Below are 20,568 nucleotides of genomic sequence, written 5' to 3'. Positions count from 1 at the left end.
CCGGTACAAGTCATGCCGATATTTGCAATCCGTTCTTCTGCCTGCTCATACATCAATTCTTAATCATTCGTTGTACAAGTAACTTATTAAACGCTTTTACCGTAACACCACACAAGATAAGATTATACACTATAAAAATCAGATAAAATGGTATCGTATAATAGGCAAGCATATCAATCATTACACGGCTGCCGCACAATGCGATAATATTTGCCGCCACTATCACAAAAACAATCGTGACCGCACAATACGAAAACATTTCCATAATACTTATCTTGTTTATCGTATTTAACTTCATACCTATAAATTTAAGTACAAAATAATCTTTAATCTTAATCTTCATGAGTGAACGAAGAATAAATATTTCAAGTATAATAAGCATTACAAGAACTCCAAGTGCTATTCCAAGTGTTACAAGCCGCTCTGATACTTTTTCATCATTATATTCTCCAAGTGACATTCTATAGGCACTTACAGCCTCATAGTTTTTATCAAGCTTTTCAATACTTTTTATAACTTTATCCGTCTTTGCATAATTGCTGATATAAACCGCTGCCTGATTGCTCTCATTCTTGAAATACTTATAATAAAGATGCTTTGAAATTTCTATAAACCTGTCCGAATAATCAGTCACTTCTTTTGTCACTTCAAGCACAAGCTTATCACTCTCTCCTGTCAGCTCACCATTTTTATCTTTTTTGGTGATGGTAAGTCTGTCTGTTCCCATCATCGCAGTTGCATCTTCATCGTATGTTTCATCATAAGTACCTAAATTATTTAATGTAACCTGTGTATTGCATGAAGCTCTTGCTTTTTCGCCGGATGGCACTCCATTCCTATAATCATAATCTCTGTCTTTTGTGTCCTCATCCTCAGTCATGTCCACACTACTGTCATACAGGTTATCCCTTGTTTCACTGTATATCGGAATCAATTTGTAACTTCCCTGATAACTGTCAGTCTTTGTATCATACATAAAATCAATCTTAAATTTTGCTCCATCAGCCGATGATGAAAGCATATTACAAAGGCTTTCAGCAAAATATGCCTGCTCTGTCTCTTCCTTAAGACAGCCTGTTATCTTCATATCCTCGTAGTAATATCCGTCCATTCCCCAAATGTTTTTTGCCGTAAAATAAAACCTCTTCGTCGTTCCGACTACTGAACTGTCCTTTGAATATACGACAACCTCGTTGTTTTTCTTTGGAAGCCTTCCTTTCACAAGGTCTGATTTTGTAATGCAGCTAACTGACCTCATAAACTTATTTTTTTTGATAAAATTAACATTCATATCCTGTTTTACGGCTTTTTTAATACCTTTTGCAAATGTCCAGTTGTTCTCCGACTGTGTACGGATGCTATATGAAGATGATGAATCATCCGGATCCAATGCACCATATGATGAACCATCTGACTCTACCGCACCATATGAATATTTATAATCCTTTCCCTCCTCGCAGTAATAATTTATATCATCTGCCTTGTCGCATATATCTGTATTTTTTACATATTTTATCTTATTCAGTTTTTCTATATCACTCTTATTAAATGATGTTCCGTTTTTTTTCCTTACGGATATTCTTGTCTTATCACCGTTATAATAAACTGAATCGTCATATTTTTTTGTTGATGAATCATCAATATTGGAATATATCTGACCTAAAAACAAGAATGATGCAGTTGAAACAACCATAAAAAACACTATAAACAACAGCCCTCTTAACTTTTGGGTAGAAAAGTTTTTCCACGCAAAATACCTTGCGATGCTGTTTTCTTCTTTCCTCTTTTGATTTAAATCTTCTTTTATGTGTTTTGTATTTTTATCCGTACTCTCATTTTCTGATTTTAATAAACTTTTCTTATCTTTTAAATCTGCCTGTGTGTTTTTCGACTGATTTCTTAATTTTTCCCCGGCATCCGCATTTTTATCATCACTCGGCTGTTCAGCTTTATCATTTATCCTCTTATCCGTATTTACTGCCACATCAAGCACTATCTCACCATCATGTATCTTAACCTTTCTCGTCACATAGTCCTGTGCCTGTTCATAATTGTGAGTTACCATGATAACAAGTTTTTCTTTTGATAATTCAGCCAAAAGTTTTATTATCTGAAGTCCAGTCTCGCTGTCAAGGTTTCCTGTCGGCTCATCCGCCATGATAATATCCGTCTCTTTTGCAAGTGCTCTTGCGATGGCAAGTCTCTGTTTCTGACCGCTTGAAAGTTTTGAAGCCCTGCTTTTCTCAAAACCTTTCAGTCCGACTTTCTCAAGATATTTTAACGCCTTTTTCTCTGCTTTCTTCTCGCCGACACCGAGTATAAGGAGTGCACTTATCATATTGTCGAGTACGGTATAGTGACCTATAAGATTGTAATTCTGAAAAACAAAGCCTATCTTATTTCGGCGGTACGCCTCCCAGTCGTCATCATCATATTGGAATGTAGGCTGTCCATTGACATACATCTCGCCCTCGTCGTATGTATCAATACCACTTATCACATTTAAAAGCGTCGTCTTTCCACTGCCACTCTCTCCGGTAATGGCAACAAACTCACCTTTTGAAAATTCAAGATTTACATTTCTGAGTGCTTGTGTGACCGATGACTCAGAATAGTAATATTTGTATATATTCTCTAATCTTATCATTTTACTCCTCCCCTTTTTTCATTATGCTTTTTTGTGTTTGTAAAACTGTCATAATCAATGATTAACACAGCATATAATCAATTCAGCAAACAACCTGCTTATTTATTTATAACGATATATAAGCTGACTTTGACGCAATATATATCCACAAAATATTGCTGCAATCAATACAAAACATTTGAAATCTAAATCTATCATATCATTTCTTACATTTATAAAAAGCCACAGAAATCAGTGCTGTTTTGTGCAATTTGTTATACAATTTGAATATAAAATAGCAAAGCAATTCTCATTGGCATTACATTACTAGCATTTTACTACATTAAAAAAGAAGCAGCACGAAAAAAACCGCACTGCTTCTTTTTTATTCTTTATACTAATATCTTTTGCCCTCTTCACTTTTACCTAAAAATCTCATTGCACTTTGTATATCATCATCACTATAAGATTTTTTTGCATATATGTGAAGACCATTTTTCCTTCTACATTCAGGACATACAGAACCAAAATCTATGGTTTTTCCACATATCTGACAATGAATTGGTGTAATATTTTCCCCTTCTTTATACTGAATACGACCTTCTTTTATCCATCTGCGGACTTTTGAAACAGGTATTCCAAAATGTTCTGCAACATCTATTTCTTTTACATCATTTTCCCGGATATAATCTTTTACTTCCGCAAACAAATTCAAATCCTTGCACTCCGGACAAAGGTCATCCTTATACACCTTATTTAATATACGACCACACTGTGCACATTCATGCACATTTTCATCCAGCTTTTTCTTAAAGTCTTTTCTGTCAAGTGTCATGTGCAATCCCTCCAATTCATCTGCTGTATAGTATATGCAGACAATGACATACCTTATAGATGTAACATTACGGTCTGCAATAAAACAAATCTAAATGTTATGATTATTTACCTAAAAACTCCTTGCCACCCATATACGGTCTGAGTGCCTCAGGAATACGGACATTTCCATCTGCCTGAAGATTGTTCTCAAGAAATGCGATAAGCATTCTAGGTGGTGCAACAACCGTATTGTTGAGGGTGTGTGCAAAGTATTTTTCACCATTCTCGCCACGAACACGAATCTGAAGGCGGCGTGCCTGTGCATCACCAAGATTTGAACAGCTTCCAACCTCGAAGTATTTCTTCTGACGAGGTGACCATGCTTCAACATCAATAGATTTAACTTTAAGGTCTGCAAGATCTCCTGAACAGCACTCAAGTGTGCGAACAGGAATATCAAGACTTCTGAACAGGTCAACCGTATTCTGCCATAATTTATCAAACCACATCTTGCTTTCTTCAGGTTTACATACAACTATCATTTCCTGCTTTTCAAACTGATGTATGCGGTAAACTCCACGCTCCTCTATACCATGAGCACCTTTCTCTTTTCTGAAACATGGTGAATAGCTTGTAAGAGTCTTTGGAAGCTCTTTCTCATCAACAATAGTGTCGATAAATTTACCGATCATTGAATGTTCACTTGTTCCGATGAGGTATAAATCTTCTCCCTCGATCTTATACATCATGGCATCCATCTCAGCAAAGCTCATAACACCGGTAACTACATTACTTCTAATCATAAATGGTGGTATGCAATATGTGAATCCTCTGTCAATCATAAAATCTCTGGCATATGAAATAACTGCTGAATGAAGTCTTGCAATATCTCCCATAAGATAATAGAAACCGTTTCCTGCAACTTTTCCTGCTGCATCAAGGTCTATACCATCAAATTTTTCCATAATCTCTGTGTGATATGGCACTTCAAAATCAGGAACAACAGGCTCACCAAATTTCTCAATCTCAACATTTTCGCTGTCATCTTTACCTATAGGAACACTAGGATCGATAATGTTTGGAATGACCATCATTCTCTCTTTTACTTTTTCCTGATACTCTTTTTCAAGTTCTTCTAACTCAGCAAGTTTTTCAGCATTCTTTGAAACTTCTGCTTTCTTTGCCTCAGCTTCTTCTTTCTTTCCCTGAGCCATAAGTGCACCGATTTCTTTTGAAATTGATTTTCTTGAAGCACGGAGTGCATCTGCATCCTGCTTTGCCTGTCTTGACTTAGTATCGAACTCTATAACTTCATCTACTAAAGGAAGTTTGTCATCCTGAAATTTGTTTTTAATATTCTGCTTTACAATATCCGGATTTTCTCTCAGAAATTTTATGTCTATCATCTTTTATCTCCTTTTACTTCTTTTATCATTTTAATAGTCATAATCATGCGGCTTTTCAAAGCTAAATTTTAAAGCCGTTTATAAACGAATTTCGCTGCCGGATGCATCATGCTTAAATGTCACCCGACATCCATTTTATTTTACACATATTATCGAAATATTGCAACCTGAAACATTGACTGTCATCCCACAGATGTAAACAGCAAAAATATTTTTCTTTCCTACTGCACTATTATAAACAAGTCCCAACTGCTTATTGCTCTATTCTGTAAAACCGGGAACTCCTTTTATAAAATTACAGTTCTTATGAATTTGACAGAAAACATTTTTCAAATACATTTGCCCTGACTGCACCGTAATACATATCACCCTCAAACATCTCGCAGCCTATCTTTTTAGCAAATTCCTCATGCATAGGCGTGTGTATTCCTCCACAGGTAACTGTTAGTCCAAGACTCTTTGCCATCTCAACGGTCTTACTTAATATAATGCACTCTTTCTCCGATGTCATGTATTCATTGAAATACTCTCCGTGGAATTTGATTCCCGTTACATTTAACTTTCTGATAGAGTGGATAGCCGTGTGGTCTGTTCCAAATCTGCTTATAACTACATTGTAACCCCTGCCGCACAGCTTCTCTATTGCCATTTCAAGCACCGTTGTCATATCCGCAAGATACCTCTCATGAATTTCTATGATAACATCCTTTGGTTCAAGTCCATTCTTTTTAACAACAATATCATCTATTTTTTTGACAACATTATGTATTGAAAGCTCGCTCGCCGTCATTTCTATTGAAAACGGCACGATTTTGTTTCCAAGTTTTTTCCATGCCCCGACGCTGCAGCATACGGTCGATAAAGTAGCCAATGCAAAACTGCTCAGTTTTCCGCCACGCTCGATAAGTCTTGTCAATTCATCAGATTCAAGGACATGACCATCCTTTAACTGTACTCTTGGAACAGCCTTGCAGCCGACAATCTTTTCCCTGTCACCTTTTATTCTAGGCATATAGCATATCTCTATATCATTATTTCTTACCGCATCATAAACTTCACTTATTGTTTCTTCTTCCTTGAACTGCTCACTCTTAAGGTCATCGGTATATATCGCATAATGGTTTCCACGAAGCCCTTTTATACTTCTTCTTGCCATATCTGCCTTTTCAAGCATTTCAAGCAGTTCACAGTCTGACTCCTGAACAAGATAAATTCCTGTGGTAGTTCCAAACTCTATATTTACATCCTTTTCTTCTTCCTCAGCAACATTTCTTGCTCTTACCATCTCGGACATCATACGCAAAAGCTCTTTGTGACTCTCATATTTTGTGAGCAATACAAAATAATCTCCGTCAACTCGTGAGCAAACACCCTCTTTTGCAAGATTGTTGAGAAGTGTTTTTGAGAATTCTTCCAAAATCCTGTTGCTTATTGAAAAACCATAATGATGGCTGAATTTTCTAAACTCATTTATATCGGCACATACAAGTGCATAATGCTCTTTTTCTTTTCTCTCACTAAGAATTTTTTCTGCCTTATTCATAAATGAAGCATACGGCATAAGTGATGTAATATTGTCCTCAGCCTGTGCCTGTGCTGACTTAGCCATATTTACAAGCTTGTTGCGCTCTGAAATCTCTTCTCTCTCATGGTCGAGTCTTGATGAAATTTCTTCGGCATTATCTACAAGTCTGGTAACCGTATAAATTTTATCCGGCTTATCATCGCCATTATCAGATACAGACACGGCACATATCTCAACATTTCTAAACATTGAACTGTTATCTCTTATCCTGTATATATAGCGGCTGCTTCCGATATTTTCAATTCTGTTTTTTACATTCTTTTCAAATATCTTTGCATCATCCGGATGGAAAAGTTCAAGCATCTCAGGCATGTCATCCCATGTCCTTAAAAAGTTTTCTTTTGAAAAAGATTCGCCGAGACTTCCACTCCTCGTAAAAGTTTTATTATTTATGTCATATGTCCACATAGTCTCCTTTAGATACTCTGAGACATACTTAAATCTTCTGATATTCTCCTCAAACTCTGCCTCCATGCTTTTTCTGGATGTAACATCCATAAGAACACATAAATATACATCCTCACCGCTCTCATCATCAATCTTGCGGCCGTTCACATAAAGCCATTTTGTATGACCGGTCTTGCCAACGATGCGATGCTCAAAGCCAAGAAGACCATTGTTCTCGACAGTCGTTCCAAAAACACTCTTAACCATCTTCATGTCAGCAGGATAAATTATTTTATCACAGTAGTCTCCAAAATTTATATGAAATTCGGCTCTCGAATACCCTGACAACATATAATATCCGTCATTGGCATAAAGAATCTTCATGTCTTTCATACGGATTTTCAAAACTCCTCCCGGAATACTGTTTGCGATAACATCAATCTCATGTTTTGCCTTAAACATATTTTCAACATTGTTCCTGGATTTTGTTATGTCCAGGCAGGAACAGAAAAATCTGTTTTCCGACATATGTAACAGGGTTTTCGCTGAAATTGAAAGCCATGCGGTAGTCCCATCTTTTCTTTTTACCCTACATTCAATGTTTACTGCACCGCCGGCTGCAAACTGTCTTGCTATAAGATTTTTAACTTTCTGTTTTTCTTCCGGCAGGATTACAGCCATAAGACTGTTTTTGAACTTCTCCTGAAACTCCTCTTTTGTGTATTGTAATATTGAATAAAATTTTTTACTTGCATATGTTATTTCCATTTCGCCGCCCGGCTTTGAAATAAAGAATGCACACTCTGACACCTCAATAAGCTTTTCAAAAATTTTTCCATCCATATTAATCCCCCTTATTCAAACCTAAGACACCTTTTCTTTTGATACAAACTTAAGTAGTATCTCCTTAAAATCATCAAGTTTTACCGGTTTAAACATCCAGTCGTTCATTCCAGCTTCTTTATATTCTCTCTCTACACCCGTAACCGCATTTGCGGTAAGTGCTATGATAGGAACATCTTTGCAACTTTGCGAAGCCATATTTCGTATTACTTTAGTGGTCTCAATACCATCCATTTCAGGCATCATATGATCCATAAATATCATATCATATTTACGCTCTCTTTCAAGTGCCTTAATAATTGCACCACCACTTGAAAACACCTCTGCCATAACACCCAGCTGCCTTAACTGAATTACTGCAACTCTAAGGTTAACCTTGTTGTCATCAACAATTGCAACTCTTACATTCTTAAACATATCACCCGAAACTACGGCAAAATCCTGTTTTTCAGAATTTTCTTCCTTAATATTTCTATTCGGATTTTCTCTAATATCCTCAATTTCATGAGCTTTCTCAATGTCATTATCACTGCCATTGACAGCCTTTTGTTTACTCTCAGGCTGGTTATTTTCTATATGTGAATGTGACTTATCAACTTCAACTTCTGCATTATCAAGCTGTATGAGTGAATTATCTGCACAACCACTTTTTAACAATTTTCCACTGCCATTGACATTATACCCATCCGATTTTTCTTCAAATAAGACTCTGTAAATTTTGAACAAATCATAGGGCTTTCTTATATATAGTCCCGGCATCTCGTTTTCTTCAAAAACAGTATAAAATTCAAGCAGAGCAATGTTTTTTATCTTTTTTAACAACTCCATACTTGAAAATTTATTTTTAACCCTAAGATAAGCATTATAATTGTAAACAAACAATTTTTGTTCATCTGAATATATATTATACACTTCTCTGCCTATCTCGTCTATGGAATTAATACAAATAACATGCAGATTAAGCTGTTCAAAAATCTCTATCAAATGCGTTCTGCTGCTATAGTCATTTTCATACAAAAATATAGTCTTATTTCTGTACTTATCTGCTGCCTCCCGTCTCAACTCCTCGCTATCATCATTGCATATTCTCTGGTTAATCCTTGCCGTAAAACAGCTTCCAACATTGTACTCACTCTGCACTTCAATATTCCCACCCATAAGCTGTGCTATTTTTTTAGCAAGTGCCAGTCCCAGACCAGTTCCCTCACGCTTTCTGTTACGCATGGCATCAACCTGGCTGAACTGATTGAACAATTTACCCATATCCTCTTTTTTAATACCTATACCGGTATCGCTAACGGCAAAACTCAGTTCAATAGTGTTCTTATTAATCTGCTTTGAGCGTATATCAAGTTTAATCTTTCCCGAATCTGTAAATTTGACTGCATTGCTCAATATATTGATAAGAATCTGGTTAATCTTAGTATAGTCACCGTACATATATATCGGGATTCCTTCGGACATAGAAACCTCAAACTCAAGTTTTTTATCAAAAATCCTGGCAGAAATAACATTTTCAATCCCCTCTATAAATGAATCAAAACGATACTCAACAGGGCAGAGTTCCATTTTTCCCGCATCTATCTTTGAAAAATCGAGTACATCATTTATAATGGACAACAATGACCCTGCTGCCGTCTGTATCGTTTCTACATATTCATGTTCAAGTGGCGTGAGTTCACATTTTTCAAGAATATCTGCCATACCACATATTGCATTCATAGGTGTTCTTATCTCATGTGACATATTTGCAAGAAATGTTGACTTTGCTCTATTTGCCTCCTCAGCAGCCTGTCTTGCCTCAATCTCCTTGTGGTTTGCCTGTCTGATAAGAATATTGTTTTGCAATGTCATCTGCATAATAAGACATCCTAATGCACTACTCGCACCTATAACTACAATTTCCGGGTTAAGCATCTGTGTAAGCATAGCTGCAAAACTTAAAAGCATAAACCATATTGTGACAAGTTTATAACGGCGTTCTAAAACACTTTCTTTTGAAAATGCCTGCACAATAGCTGCTGCAAAGTAATAAACAGTACATACTATAAGAACCGGCATAAATGGTCCACGCCGGTATCCCTCACTGACCGAATAACTAAATAAGGCATCAGTAAAATAATCTGTCCATATCATAACCTGCTCTATTATCGCGGGAATCGCCCAAAAAAACATCTTTTTTCTTATGGTCTTTATATCTCGTGCCATTGATACTATATAAAAAAAGTACATACACGGTATCAAATGCTGAAAAGTATATCCAACCATCTGACCAAAATAATTAAGACCTGTCATATCCGGAAAATACTTTCTAAGAACTACTGTCGAAAACATATCCGTCACACAACTTGCCAGACAGATTATCTGAAAATATCCATATATTCTCCGTGAAAGTTTATTAAGTTCAGCAACCCTGTAATAATATATTATAAGAACTATTAACACAACTGATGATGCTATGTAAAAATCATAATTCCATTTCATTAAGAGTTTCCTCTCTTTCAAAAAAGTTTAACCCTTTTATATCCTTTTATATAATGATGCAAAATGTCTTTTGCCACAACATCATATAAAATTCCATTCACACCTGGTATATTGTATCAATGATACAATACACTAATTACAATTCTAACATAACACAAGTCTTACATCAACGATTCGTATCACCCGTAGATGATAAATTTTTGGCGGTTTAATGTTGTCATATATATAGCATGACTTTATCCGTACTTCCGTCATTGATAAACCAGAATTCAGGTTTGACGCTGTCATATATGCATCATGGCACTCAACGGGCTGAACTTATTTTAAGTAATCACGCAAATTCTAATCACTGTTGTATATACAGCATGGCACTCAATGGGCTGAACTTATTTTAAGTAATCACGCAAATTCTAATCACTGTTGTATATACAGCATGGCACTCAATGGGCTGAACTTATTTTAAGTAATCACGCAAATTCTAATCACTGTTGTATAAGCCTGACAATCTATGTCAGGCTTTAATTTCACCGACACATTTGTATAACAGTGCCTCGCATCCCTCTTTTACATCTCTGTATGTGTCATCAAAATTTCCCGTGTACCACGGGTCGGCAATATCCCTGCCACTTCCCGCAAATTCAAGCAGAAGCGACACCTTTCCATCCGGATCACCGCCAAAAATACGCATCATATTCTTATAGTTCCACTTGTCCATTCCTATTATATAGTCAAATTTATTGTAATCGCTCTTTGTGACCTGTGATGCAAAATGTGGCTGCATCGGTATGCCAAGCTCGTTCATCTTGCGAACCGTGCCACGGTGCGGCGGATTGCCTATTTCCTCCGTGCTTGTTGCTTTTGAGTCGATGAAAAATTCATCGGCAAGACCGGCATGGTTTACCATGTCCTGAAAAACGAATTGTGCCATTGTGCTGCGGCAGATATTGCCGTGGCAGATGAATAATATTTTTATCATAGTTTTGTTTCTCCTTGAATTGCCCCGGAAAGCCCTGTTTTGCAAGGGATTTCGGGGTTATTGTGATATGTTTTAAAATTACAGATTGTGGCAAATCAGAGCAAGATTGAGCAAGTTGTTACTACCTGTTAGTAGTAAAATTGGTAGTAAAACGAAAATTCTTACTACTAAGGGTTTTTACCACAAACAGGACAACCGTCTCCTCTTCTAGTACGATTTGCAATAATTGCTTCCCACTCATGCCCTTCTTTACACTTCCACCACACTTTTTTATTACTTTGAGACTTAAATTCACATGGAAGCAATTTTCCATTTTTATTATAATTCCATTCACTAGCAATTTCTGGTCTTAATGTCTGCAAATCATTTTCCCCCTTAATAGCGTATCTTCCAGAACAATAGGGACATCCACTTCCCTTTGCCCTTGTTGATATTGTAGTTTGCCACGAATGATTTTTGCAGCATTTCCACCAAATGCGTTCACCACTATTTGACGAAAACATATATGGTGTCAACATTCCATTCTTTTCTGAATCCCACTCTACAACCAAATCAGCATACTTACTTCCAAAAGAATTATTTTTTATTTCTGTCTTATAATTTTCTTGTATATGAACTCTATCATTTTTCACATCAATTTCATTCGGAATTTTGATGTATTTACTAAGTTGCATAAACAGTGAACTATACGCCTCATTATTAAAACTATCATCTATTCGTAACATAACATCACATGAATTTTCTCTAGCATTACCGCCCTTTTCTTTTACTCGAATTAAAAAAATATCGTTCCTTTTACATTCAATATATTTTTTTACTTCTTTCTCCAATGCTTTATCAGATTCATGCCAAACACTTCCATCATACTCTATTCCCACATTAATTGATGGTATAAAAATATCAATTTCCATTCCATTAGGCAATACATCTGTACATCTATTTACCGCATCGGGATATATCTTTTTTACATAAAAATATATAGCCTGTTCAGGGAATGAAGTTCTTATACCAGAGTTGCATTTTGGGCATCCGTCTCCCCTACTTCTATTGCTAATCGATGTTTTCCACTCATGCCCCTTTTCACATTTCCACCAAACCTTTATTCCAGATTTACACGTATATTTTTGTGGAATTTTATTTCCATTTTTTTCATAATTCCATTCTTTTGCAATATATGGATTTATATGTGCTAAATCATTAAATCCCACCAACACTCTCTTGCCCGAGCAATATGGACATCCATCTCCTCGACTTCTATCAGAAATAGATGAACACCATTCATGCCCCTTTTTACATTTCCACCATATTTTTCTTGCACTATGCTCTTTAAAATCACTTGGTGTAAGCCTTCCATTTCTATCATAATTCCACTCTTTTAATAGTGGAGAATCGACCGACATTAAATCATTTTCGCCTTGAATAGCATATCGCCCAGAACAAAACGGACATCCACTTTCATTCACAGTTCTACTACTTATTACAGCTTGCCATTCATGACCTTTATCACATATCCACCAAACTTTATCAGAGCTACCAGCCTTCACCATATTTGGAGTTAATAATGTATTCTTTTCGTAATTCCATTCACTTATTAATTCCGGGTTAGTTGTGAGCAAATCTGTTTCTCCCTCTATAGGTAATAAACCAGAGCAATATGGACATCCCACATATTTATTGCCAGTTCTACTAGCAATTACTGCTTCCCATGAATGATTTCTTTTACATTTCCACCATACTCTTTCTCCACTTCTGACAGTATAATTAGCAGGAGTTTTCTCTCCATTTTTCTCATAGTCCCATTCCGATGCAATATTAGGTTTTAATGTTGTTAGGTCATTATACCCTAGTAGTACCACTTTGTTAGCACATATAGGACACCCTCTTCCCTTTGTTCGATGATTAGGTGATGCACTCCACGAATGACCAAGTGAACACTTCCACCATACTTTCGTTCCGCTACCTGCTTTTATTTCTTTTGGTGTTATAATATTCTTACTATAATCCCACTCTTTCAATAATTCAGGATTGGTTGTTTCCAAATCAGTCAACCCTACTATCGGAAGCTTGCCACTACAATAAGGACAACCAACTTTTTTCTGTCGATTATTCATTGAAGAGAGCCATTCATGTCCCTCTTTACATTTCCACCACACTTTTCTTTTTGACCAAATTGATATATTAATAGGCTCTACATCATTTCTCTCATAATTCCACTCTGATAATAATTCGGGCATATTGTCAATCCAGTTAATAGGTTTCTTAGCCATATCAATCCACCACCTTTTATCTAAGTATATATTATACTGGTGTTATCGTATAAATTCCACCAAAAAATAACGCTCCAGCCTAAGCCAGAGCGTCATCTCTTTTCCATATTAAACTACCTTAAACCTCTTCTGTGACATCGGTTTCTCTTTCTTCTGCTCAACCTCTGCCTGTTCCTTCCTAAACTCTTTCATCCGCTTCAGTTCTTCCTCTGCATCATCGAATCCGATATGCGTGTACACATTCATTGTAACTGATATATCCGAATGCCCCATAAGGTACTGTAACGTCTTCGGATTTATTCCCGATTTTGCCATATTCGAGCAGTAGGTATGGCGGCACATATGAGGGGTTATCTTAGGCATCTGCACCTTGTAAATCTCATTGTACCTGCCAAGCATACTCCTAAATCGGTGTTCCCAATGCATAGCCACAAGTGGCATTCCGTTCTTGTCAAGTAGACTAAATGTTCCGTGGTACTTGTATCGGTTTATCGGAATATCTTCTCTTAACTTTCCATACGCTACCTTTCTTCTATACTTTGGTGCAAAAACTATATGATACTTACAATTCCATGTAGTATGTGATAAACTGTTATTGTTGTTCATACGGACAACCTCCTTTGCTTTTAATGTGGTTGGCAGACCATCATTATTATAACAAAGGAGCTTATCATTGCACATCACTTAAGCTCTTTCCACCACTCGCATAGCAGGTGGTTTATTTATTTGCTACATTCCATTTCTTCTCCAAGAGAAACTACATTTCGCAAATGAGGCCTCTAGGCCTATACAATTAAAAAAGCTTTCGTCCTAAAAAGGACGAAAGCCAATGTTCCGTGTTACCACCTTTATTTACAGCCTGCTTACGCAAAACTGCCTCTGTGTACTGCTACTTCTTCTTATCACAGCCTGTGTTCTTTATATTATTATGATCATAATGACCACAAGAATAAGGTCATTATATGCATAAAAAATTGATTTGTCAACTCATAAAATTTATCATTTTATACGGTTTTTCATACGGTTTTGGATTTCAATATCCAGCTGTTTCTCATACGCTTTAACATTGATCGTACTGTTATACATATCCACATAATGATCCCATGCTGCATCAAATTCGTCCGGCGATGTCATGATAAGTTTCGGCAGCCATTCTTTTTTGAGAAGTTTCATATCTTCTTTGGCTTTTCCATATTCCGTATCCATTCCCCAGTCTTCTGCACTAGGATAGATCGGATACCATGGATCACCTTCTCTTTCTTCTCCTAAAAAGTCTGACCATATCTGATAACCATAAGCATCTAAGACCTTCTTATCATATGCTGATAAGGACGCATAATATTCACCCGGCTGTTCTCTCGGAAGTACGGTATTGATTCCATCCGGAAGCATTCCCTCGTACGTTGGAAAATATTCATATGTACAACTGTTCTGCTTGAGATAATCATCATTGTCCCAGTTATCCCGCTGCTCTTTGGTGCGGTAAAATACACCATTTTCACCCACTTCGTAATCTCTGCCTTCTTCTCCCCAGTAGCGGAGTTTCATCACTTCGTCCGAAAGCAGATCGTTTAAGAACTGTAAGGCACCCTCTACGTCCTGACAGGAAGTAGAGATTCCGATTCCCTCCCCTGTCTGCAAGTTGTATTCTATACAGTTATAATCAGGCTTGATATCTTCTGATGCGGTAATTGGGAATGGCACATAAGTATATTCCTCTTTTCCATTTGCATACAGGCTGTTTTGTGCACTCTGGATCTCCCAATATTGATCTACCATGCCAAGTACATTTCCCTGCTTGATTTTTTCTATATACTGATCATAAGAGAGCATAAAGGTTTCCGGATCGATCACACCTTGTTCGTATATGCTGCTTAGTTTCTTATAGTACTGCTTTGCTTCCGGTATCGTATCATAGACTTTCGCTGTCTGCGTTTTTCGATCAATGACCGCACAGCCGTCATTTGGGTATCCGGCTAAAAACATCGGTGGATTTTCCAGACAGAAATACCGCCAGTCATCACATAAGATCTCAAATCCGATCGTATCTTCTCCGTCCGTCTTAGGATGTTCTTTCCGATAATCACAGATAAGATCAAAATAGTCATCAAGTGTCTGCAATTTAGGGTAACCTGCCCATTCCAGCACTCGTTTCTGTATCCAGAATGCCTCTCCCGATTTCATTACTTTCGTATCATGCCCACGGATCACCCCATAAGATGGAATAAAATAGATATGTCCGTCTTCTTTACGGTAGGATTCCCACTGTTCATCTGTCATATAATTTTTAAGATTCGGATAGTCATCTAAATAATCCTCAAGCGGAATAAATGCCCCTGCATCCAACAACTCCTTTGTAGCATCACTTCCCTGAATAAAATCAGGATATTCCCCCGATACGATCATACTTTTTACAAGATCAGATGGATTCTGCCCATCTAACCATGTTACTTCTGCTCTTGCTCCTGTAAGTTCGGCAATCTTATCTTCCATATAATTATCCGCTTCCATTTCACTTCCCGGAAAAGCCAGCGTTGCCGTAAAAACTTTGACTTCCTTCTGCTGCGAACTGACCATATGCCAGATACATCCCGTCGTGATAATGACTATGATTCCCAATGCAATACCAATTTTCCTTCTCCTGTTCATATGCTAATTCCCCCTGCCTGACTTTTTAAACTTCATACGATACTGATTCGGTGTGATCCCATATACTTGTACAAATTTATTGATAAAATAATCTGCTTTGCCAAATCCGGTTTCTTCTGCAATACGATAGATCCTCGTATCTGTATCTTCTAATAATTCTTTTGCCTTCTCTAAACGAAGCTGGTTCAGATAATCCCGGAATACGATATGATACCGCTTTTTATATAGCTGTCCTAAGTAAACATTGTTGATATAAAACATTTCTCCTAAAGAACGCAGGCTGATCTTTTCCATATAATGTTCTTTGACATAAGCATCGATTTTATCTAAGATATTCCGGTTTTCCTGACTGCGTACCTGTGCAAAATAACCTGCATAATCTGCAAAAAAATCGGTAATTTCTTCCGGTCTGCCCATCATTACAAGATGATGGAAAGATTCATTGCCGATATATTCAAAAATCTCCTGCTGGTTCGTTTCATCATCAAATTCTTTTACCATTTCCATCAGACGGTATAAAATATGATAGATACTTGCACTGATCATTTCAAGATTCATCTCACTGTTTCTGATCCCGGCAAATACCTTCTGGGCTGCTGCCTCGATCTTTTCCCTGTCGTTTTCTCTTACAGCCGATAAAAGTGTATCAATATCACTTTCCGATATTTCAAATGATGTCTTTCTTCCTGCTGCATCTTCATAAAATACCTTATTCTTATCTTCACTCAACCCATAAAGACAACGGCTTACCCGCACTGACCGGAAAGACTTTCTGATATCCTCAAGCGAATTTTCCTGACTGCCTGCATATACCTGAAACGTCTGTGAAAAATGATGGCTCATCCGCCTTTGGAGTGCATCTAAAAATTCTGCCTCTGTCTGGTTATTTTTCTGATACATTTCCGGTATTAAAAGCAGTGCAGCCCCGCTTATTTCTTCTTCTGTTTCCATGATCGGTACTCCATGTCCGCAAAATTCTTTAAGGATCGCCTGTAAATAGGACACTATTTCCTGTTCCTCTGGTTTTAGCTGAGAATCTGCATCCATACATTCGATGCTGACATACTTCCACTGATTCGATGGAACCACATGGCTATATACGGTTTCTAAGTCATCTTCGGTATATTTTCCATGCACTACAGCTGAAACAGCAAAGAAATAATGCTCCTGTTCCTTTACCTGCATGATCTGATGTTCTTTGTTTAATTTATGGAGGATATCGGATAATTCTTCTTTCTGGATCGGTTTTAACATATAATTTTTTACATGCATACGGATTGCCATTCTGGCATATTCAAAATCCGCATATCCGGTTAAAATTACAAACTGTATATTACGGTGCAGTTTTTCCTGTACATACTCGATCAGTTCAAGCCCTGTCATCTTCGGCATACGGATATCCACAAACACGACATCTACCTGACTTTCCTCTAAAATAGCAATGGCATCTACTCCATTTCCCGCTTCACCGATGATCTCATATCCATATTCTTCCCAGTCTACTAACTGCCTTAGCCCTTCTCTGATATACTGTTCATCGTCCACAAGTAAAACTTTTATCACATACATTCCCCCCATTTCTATCTGGTTTTATGACTGTTCTCTGTGATTTGGCATACGGATACAAATCTCCGTTCCCTCATCGATTTCACTGCTGATCTCAATCTGTACTTTATCCTGATAATATTGCCTTAATCTTAAAACGGTATTTGCGATCCCGATACTCTTTTTTGCCGTCTGGATATAACTGATATCGGTCTGTGATACGGTTTTCTGAAGCTTTTCTAATTGTTCTTCTTCCATACCGCTGCCGCTGTCAAGTATCTCAAAATACAGATCTTCTCCATCTTCTGAGGCAACCACTGTGATCTGCCCGCCATTGATACTCTGCTCAATTCCATGCACACAGGCATTTTCCACAAATATGATCAATACAAAACGTGGGATATAATACCTTCTGGCGGAATCCTGTATGCAAAGAGAGAATTCAAACCTGTCACCAAACCGGTACTTTTGAATTTCTAAATACCTCCGGACATTTTCACATTCTTCATCAACCGTTACAAAATCCTGACTCCACTGGATATTTTCCCTCATCAAAACAGCAAAATTTTCAAGGATCTTTGCCGTTTCCATCTCTTTTTTCAATACACTGTGCATTCTTATACTCTCTAGGGCATTAAAGATAAAATGCGGATTTAACTGGCTCTGTAAGGCATTTAATTCTGCCTGCTTTTTGGAAAGTTCAAGATTCTGCTGTTTCTCTTTATTTTTATATACCACTTCGATTAATTCCCGGATACGCATGATCATCAGATTATAACTGCGGATCATGCTGCCGACTTCATCGCTGCCTTCTTCACAGTGAATGACTTCATAAGTCCCTTCCTTGACCTGATCCATACAATGCTGTGTCAATGCAATCCTGTCATGTAAGGAATGATAAAATAAATACAAGACCACACATGGAAGAAGCAGATTCATAATATATAAGAGTAATAATCCGTATCTCTGACTATTCAGGACTTCCGACAAACCATGATGATCCTCTGTCAGTACAAAGAAAAACTTTTTTCCATAAAATTCTAACTCTGTTTCTTTTTTGCATTCTTTGAGAAAAGAATCTGACCAATTCTTCATCTGCTTTTTCTGCGTATTTTTCTCTGTTGTAGAAAAAAGTATGGTATCATCCGTACAGATATAACAGTCTGCACTACCGCTTTCCATCTGGATCTTTTTTAACAGCTTATCATAATTAAAATCCATCATTACAAAATCATTGGTATTTCCTTCAATCTTACGAATCCAGACAAGATGTCTGCCCTTTCCGATATATCCACCGGATTTTTTACCATCTTCATAAAAACTGTATAACATGACCTGCTGGCTGCTGTTTTTAAATGCCTGATACCAGTCGGCATCTCCTACCGTATCACTCTTCACAAAATATGAACCATTTGTGATCGTCCGGTTATCTGTGCAGACTGTGATCCCATAGGCAGACTGCCCTGTATAATAATACTGGATGACATCTGCTCTCTGCAAGCGTGTATATGCACTATAATAATCTGATTCTGACTGATAATATGTTCCTAAGAAATTTTTGAGTCTTGCATCCCTGTGCAGATAATCTGCAATGGAAGTCTGCTCAGCTACTGCGTTCTGAAATTCATACACGATCGCATTTATACTGTTCTCTAATGTTTTCTGCTGTTCACTGTCACTTCGTTTTTTCATATTCCAGAAAATAAAGCTGTTTGTCGTGATCAACGGAACAAATACACATACGATGATCAGAATTGCAATCTTTTGCTTTAGCCCTATGTTGTCCATACTCATTCTGATTTTCTCCATGTCCGTTTCCTATTCCTTCCACTTTCCATGCACAATAAAATCATTTCTCTCATTATACCATAGATACAAGGATAAGTGTATGGAAATATAATAAACCGGATATAAGAAAAACCGCGCAAAGGGCGAGCGCGGCTTTTCATTTTCAATTTGTCATTTATTTGACTTTGTAACTGGATGTCTTTGCTTTTTTCAGCATATTCTTGTAAGCCTTTGCTTTTCCCTTTGGAACTTTAAAGGTTGCTGATTTTTTAATTTTCTTAAACGCATTCTTTCCAATTTTCTTCAGATTTTTACCTTTTATTGTTACTTTTGAAAGTTTCTTATCACCATAGAAGGCATTTGCACCTATATTAGTAACATTCTTTCCGATTGTTACTTTTGAAAGTTTCTTATCACCATAGAAGGCATTTGCACCTATCTTAGTAACATTATTTCCGATTGTTACTTTTGTCAGCTTCTTCTGCTTCTTAAATGCATTCTTTGAAATTTCTGTTACTTTAAACTTCATCTTCCGGTAAGTCACAGTTGCCGGGATCGTAATGCTCTTTAACTGCTTCTTAGAGCCGATAACGGTTACTGTTTTTACTTTTTTGCTGCAGGCTGTGACTTTATAGGTCAGTTTCTTTCCAATCGTAAAGGTCTTTCTTACATAACTCTGCATGGAATCCTTTGAAGGTGTCTGGGTATTACCATCTGTACCGCCATTTGCCGGTGTCTGGGTATTACCATCTGTACCGCCATTTGTCGGTTTCTTGGTACTACCATCTGGTTTTTTGGTATCATCATCCTTTTTACCACCGTCTGAGATTGTTGCTTTTGCTGTATTGTATGCCTTGCTTAAGCTGTCAAATACTTTATCGATCTCACCCTGGTCTGCATCTGCTTTTTCTAATAATGCTTTTGCTTCTGCAATTGCTTTTTCTAAATCTGTCTTTGCACTTCCTGTCAGACTGGAAAGTAATCTTTCTGCTTCTGCGATCTTACTGCTTAATGCTTCTGTCTTGGTATTACCTGCTGTACCGCCATTTGCCGGTGTCTGGGTATTACCATCTGTACCGCCATTTGCTGGTGTCTGGGTATTACCATCTGTGCTGCCATTTGTCGGTTTCTTGGTATTACCATCTGGTTTTTTGGTATCATCATCCTTTTTACCACCGTCTGAGATTGTTGCTTTT

At 37.2% G+C, this 20,568-nt stretch carries 12 protein-coding genes and 1 pseudogene; all 13 read right to left on the bottom strand.

The window, feature by feature from the left end; translation table 11 throughout:
• Positions 1–52: 52 nt before the first annotated feature.
• Positions 53–2,647 (bottom strand): ABC transporter ATP-binding protein, encoded by a 2,595-nt coding sequence (locus DW721_RS07235; RefSeq protein ID WP_118745329.1) that lies wholly within the window; start codon positions 2,645–2,647, stop codon positions 53–55.
• Between the two features lie 376 nt (positions 2,648–3,023).
• The gene (locus DW721_RS07230) at positions 3,024–3,461 is read right to left on the bottom strand and encodes a helix-turn-helix domain-containing protein (RefSeq protein ID WP_243035970.1); all 438 of its coding nucleotides are present in this window, start codon (positions 3,459–3,461) and stop codon (positions 3,024–3,026) included.
• A gap of 103 nt (positions 3,462–3,564) precedes the next feature.
• A complete protein-coding gene (gene serS, locus DW721_RS07225; protein ID WP_118745328.1) occupies positions 3,565–4,848 on the bottom strand; it encodes a serine--tRNA ligase in 1,284 nt (427 codons plus the stop codon).
• Between the two features lie 304 nt (positions 4,849–5,152).
• Positions 5,153–7,663 (bottom strand): EAL domain-containing protein, encoded by a 2,511-nt coding sequence (locus DW721_RS07220; protein ID WP_118745327.1) that lies wholly within the window; start codon positions 7,661–7,663, stop codon positions 5,153–5,155.
• Between the two features lie 21 nt (positions 7,664–7,684).
• Entirely contained in the window at positions 7,685–10,147 is a 2,463-nt protein-coding gene (locus tag DW721_RS07215; protein ID WP_118745326.1) for an ATP-binding protein, read from the bottom strand.
• A 511-nt stretch (positions 10,148–10,658) separates the two neighbouring features.
• Complete coding sequence (locus tag DW721_RS07210; protein WP_118745325.1) at positions 10,659–11,123, bottom strand: low molecular weight protein-tyrosine-phosphatase; 465 nt, start codon at positions 11,121–11,123, stop codon at positions 10,659–10,661.
• A gap of 167 nt (positions 11,124–11,290) precedes the next feature.
• Positions 11,291–13,390 (bottom strand): zinc-ribbon domain-containing protein, encoded by a 2,100-nt coding sequence (locus tag DW721_RS07205; RefSeq protein ID WP_118745324.1) that lies wholly within the window; start codon positions 13,388–13,390, stop codon positions 11,291–11,293.
• A 108-nt stretch (positions 13,391–13,498) separates the two neighbouring features.
• Positions 13,499–13,882, bottom strand: a complete 384-nt coding sequence (locus DW721_RS07200) for a tyrosine-type recombinase/integrase (protein WP_347560364.1) — start codon at positions 13,880–13,882, stop codon at positions 13,499–13,501.
• A gap of 3 nt (positions 13,883–13,885) precedes the next feature.
• A pseudogene (locus DW721_RS07195) lies at positions 13,886–13,996 on the bottom strand (transposase); the annotation flags it as partial.
• Positions 13,997–14,389: 393 nt separating this feature from the next.
• Positions 14,390–16,039 carry an extracellular solute-binding protein gene (locus DW721_RS07190; protein ID WP_022014680.1) on the bottom strand — a complete coding sequence of 550 codons (1,650 nt, stop codon included), beginning with the start codon at positions 16,037–16,039 and terminating at the stop codon, positions 14,390–14,392.
• A gap of 3 nt (positions 16,040–16,042) precedes the next feature.
• Positions 16,043–17,602 carry a response regulator gene (locus tag DW721_RS07185; RefSeq protein WP_182436254.1) on the bottom strand — a complete coding sequence of 520 codons (1,560 nt, stop codon included), beginning with the start codon at positions 17,600–17,602 and terminating at the stop codon, positions 16,043–16,045.
• 27 nt (positions 17,603–17,629) lie between these two features.
• A complete protein-coding gene (locus tag DW721_RS07180; RefSeq protein WP_118745322.1) occupies positions 17,630–19,393 on the bottom strand; it encodes a histidine kinase in 1,764 nt (587 codons plus the stop codon).
• A gap of 154 nt (positions 19,394–19,547) precedes the next feature.
• A partial coding sequence (locus DW721_RS07175) for a leucine-rich repeat domain-containing protein (RefSeq protein ID WP_147355388.1) occupies positions 19,548–20,568 on the bottom strand: 1,021 nt, incomplete at its 5' end.

Source organism: Clostridium sp. AM27-31LB (assembly GCF_003480745.1).
Classification (GTDB): domain Bacteria; phylum Bacillota; class Clostridia; order Lachnospirales; family Lachnospiraceae; genus Butyribacter; species Butyribacter intestini.
Note: the sequence above shows the minus strand (reverse complement) of the source record. Positions and strands in the feature narration are given on the sequence as shown.

Coding starts and splice junctions, on each gene's coding strand:
- DW721_RS07235 (WP_118745329.1), bottom strand. CDS start 2,647: ATGATAAGATTAGAGAATATATACAAATATTACTATTCTGAGTCATCG.
- DW721_RS07230 (WP_243035970.1), bottom strand. CDS start 3,461: ATGACACTTGACAGAAAAGACTTTAAGAAAAAGCTGGATGAAAATGTG.
- serS (WP_118745328.1), bottom strand. CDS start 4,848: ATGATAGACATAAAATTTCTGAGAGAAAATCCGGATATTGTAAAGCAG.
- DW721_RS07220 (WP_118745327.1), bottom strand. CDS start 7,663: ATGGATGGAAAAATTTTTGAAAAGCTTATTGAGGTGTCAGAGTGTGCA.
- DW721_RS07215 (WP_118745326.1), bottom strand. CDS start 10,147: ATGAAATGGAATTATGATTTTTACATAGCATCATCAGTTGTGTTAATA.
- DW721_RS07210 (WP_118745325.1), bottom strand. CDS start 11,123: ATGATAAAAATATTATTCATCTGCCACGGCAATATCTGCCGCAGCACA.
- DW721_RS07205 (WP_118745324.1), bottom strand. CDS start 13,390: ATGGCTAAGAAACCTATTAACTGGATTGACAATATGCCCGAATTATTA.
- DW721_RS07190 (WP_022014680.1), bottom strand. CDS start 16,039: ATGAACAGGAGAAGGAAAATTGGTATTGCATTGGGAATCATAGTCATT.
- DW721_RS07180 (WP_118745322.1), bottom strand. CDS start 19,393: ATGGAGAAAATCAGAATGAGTATGGACAACATAGGGCTAAAGCAAAAG.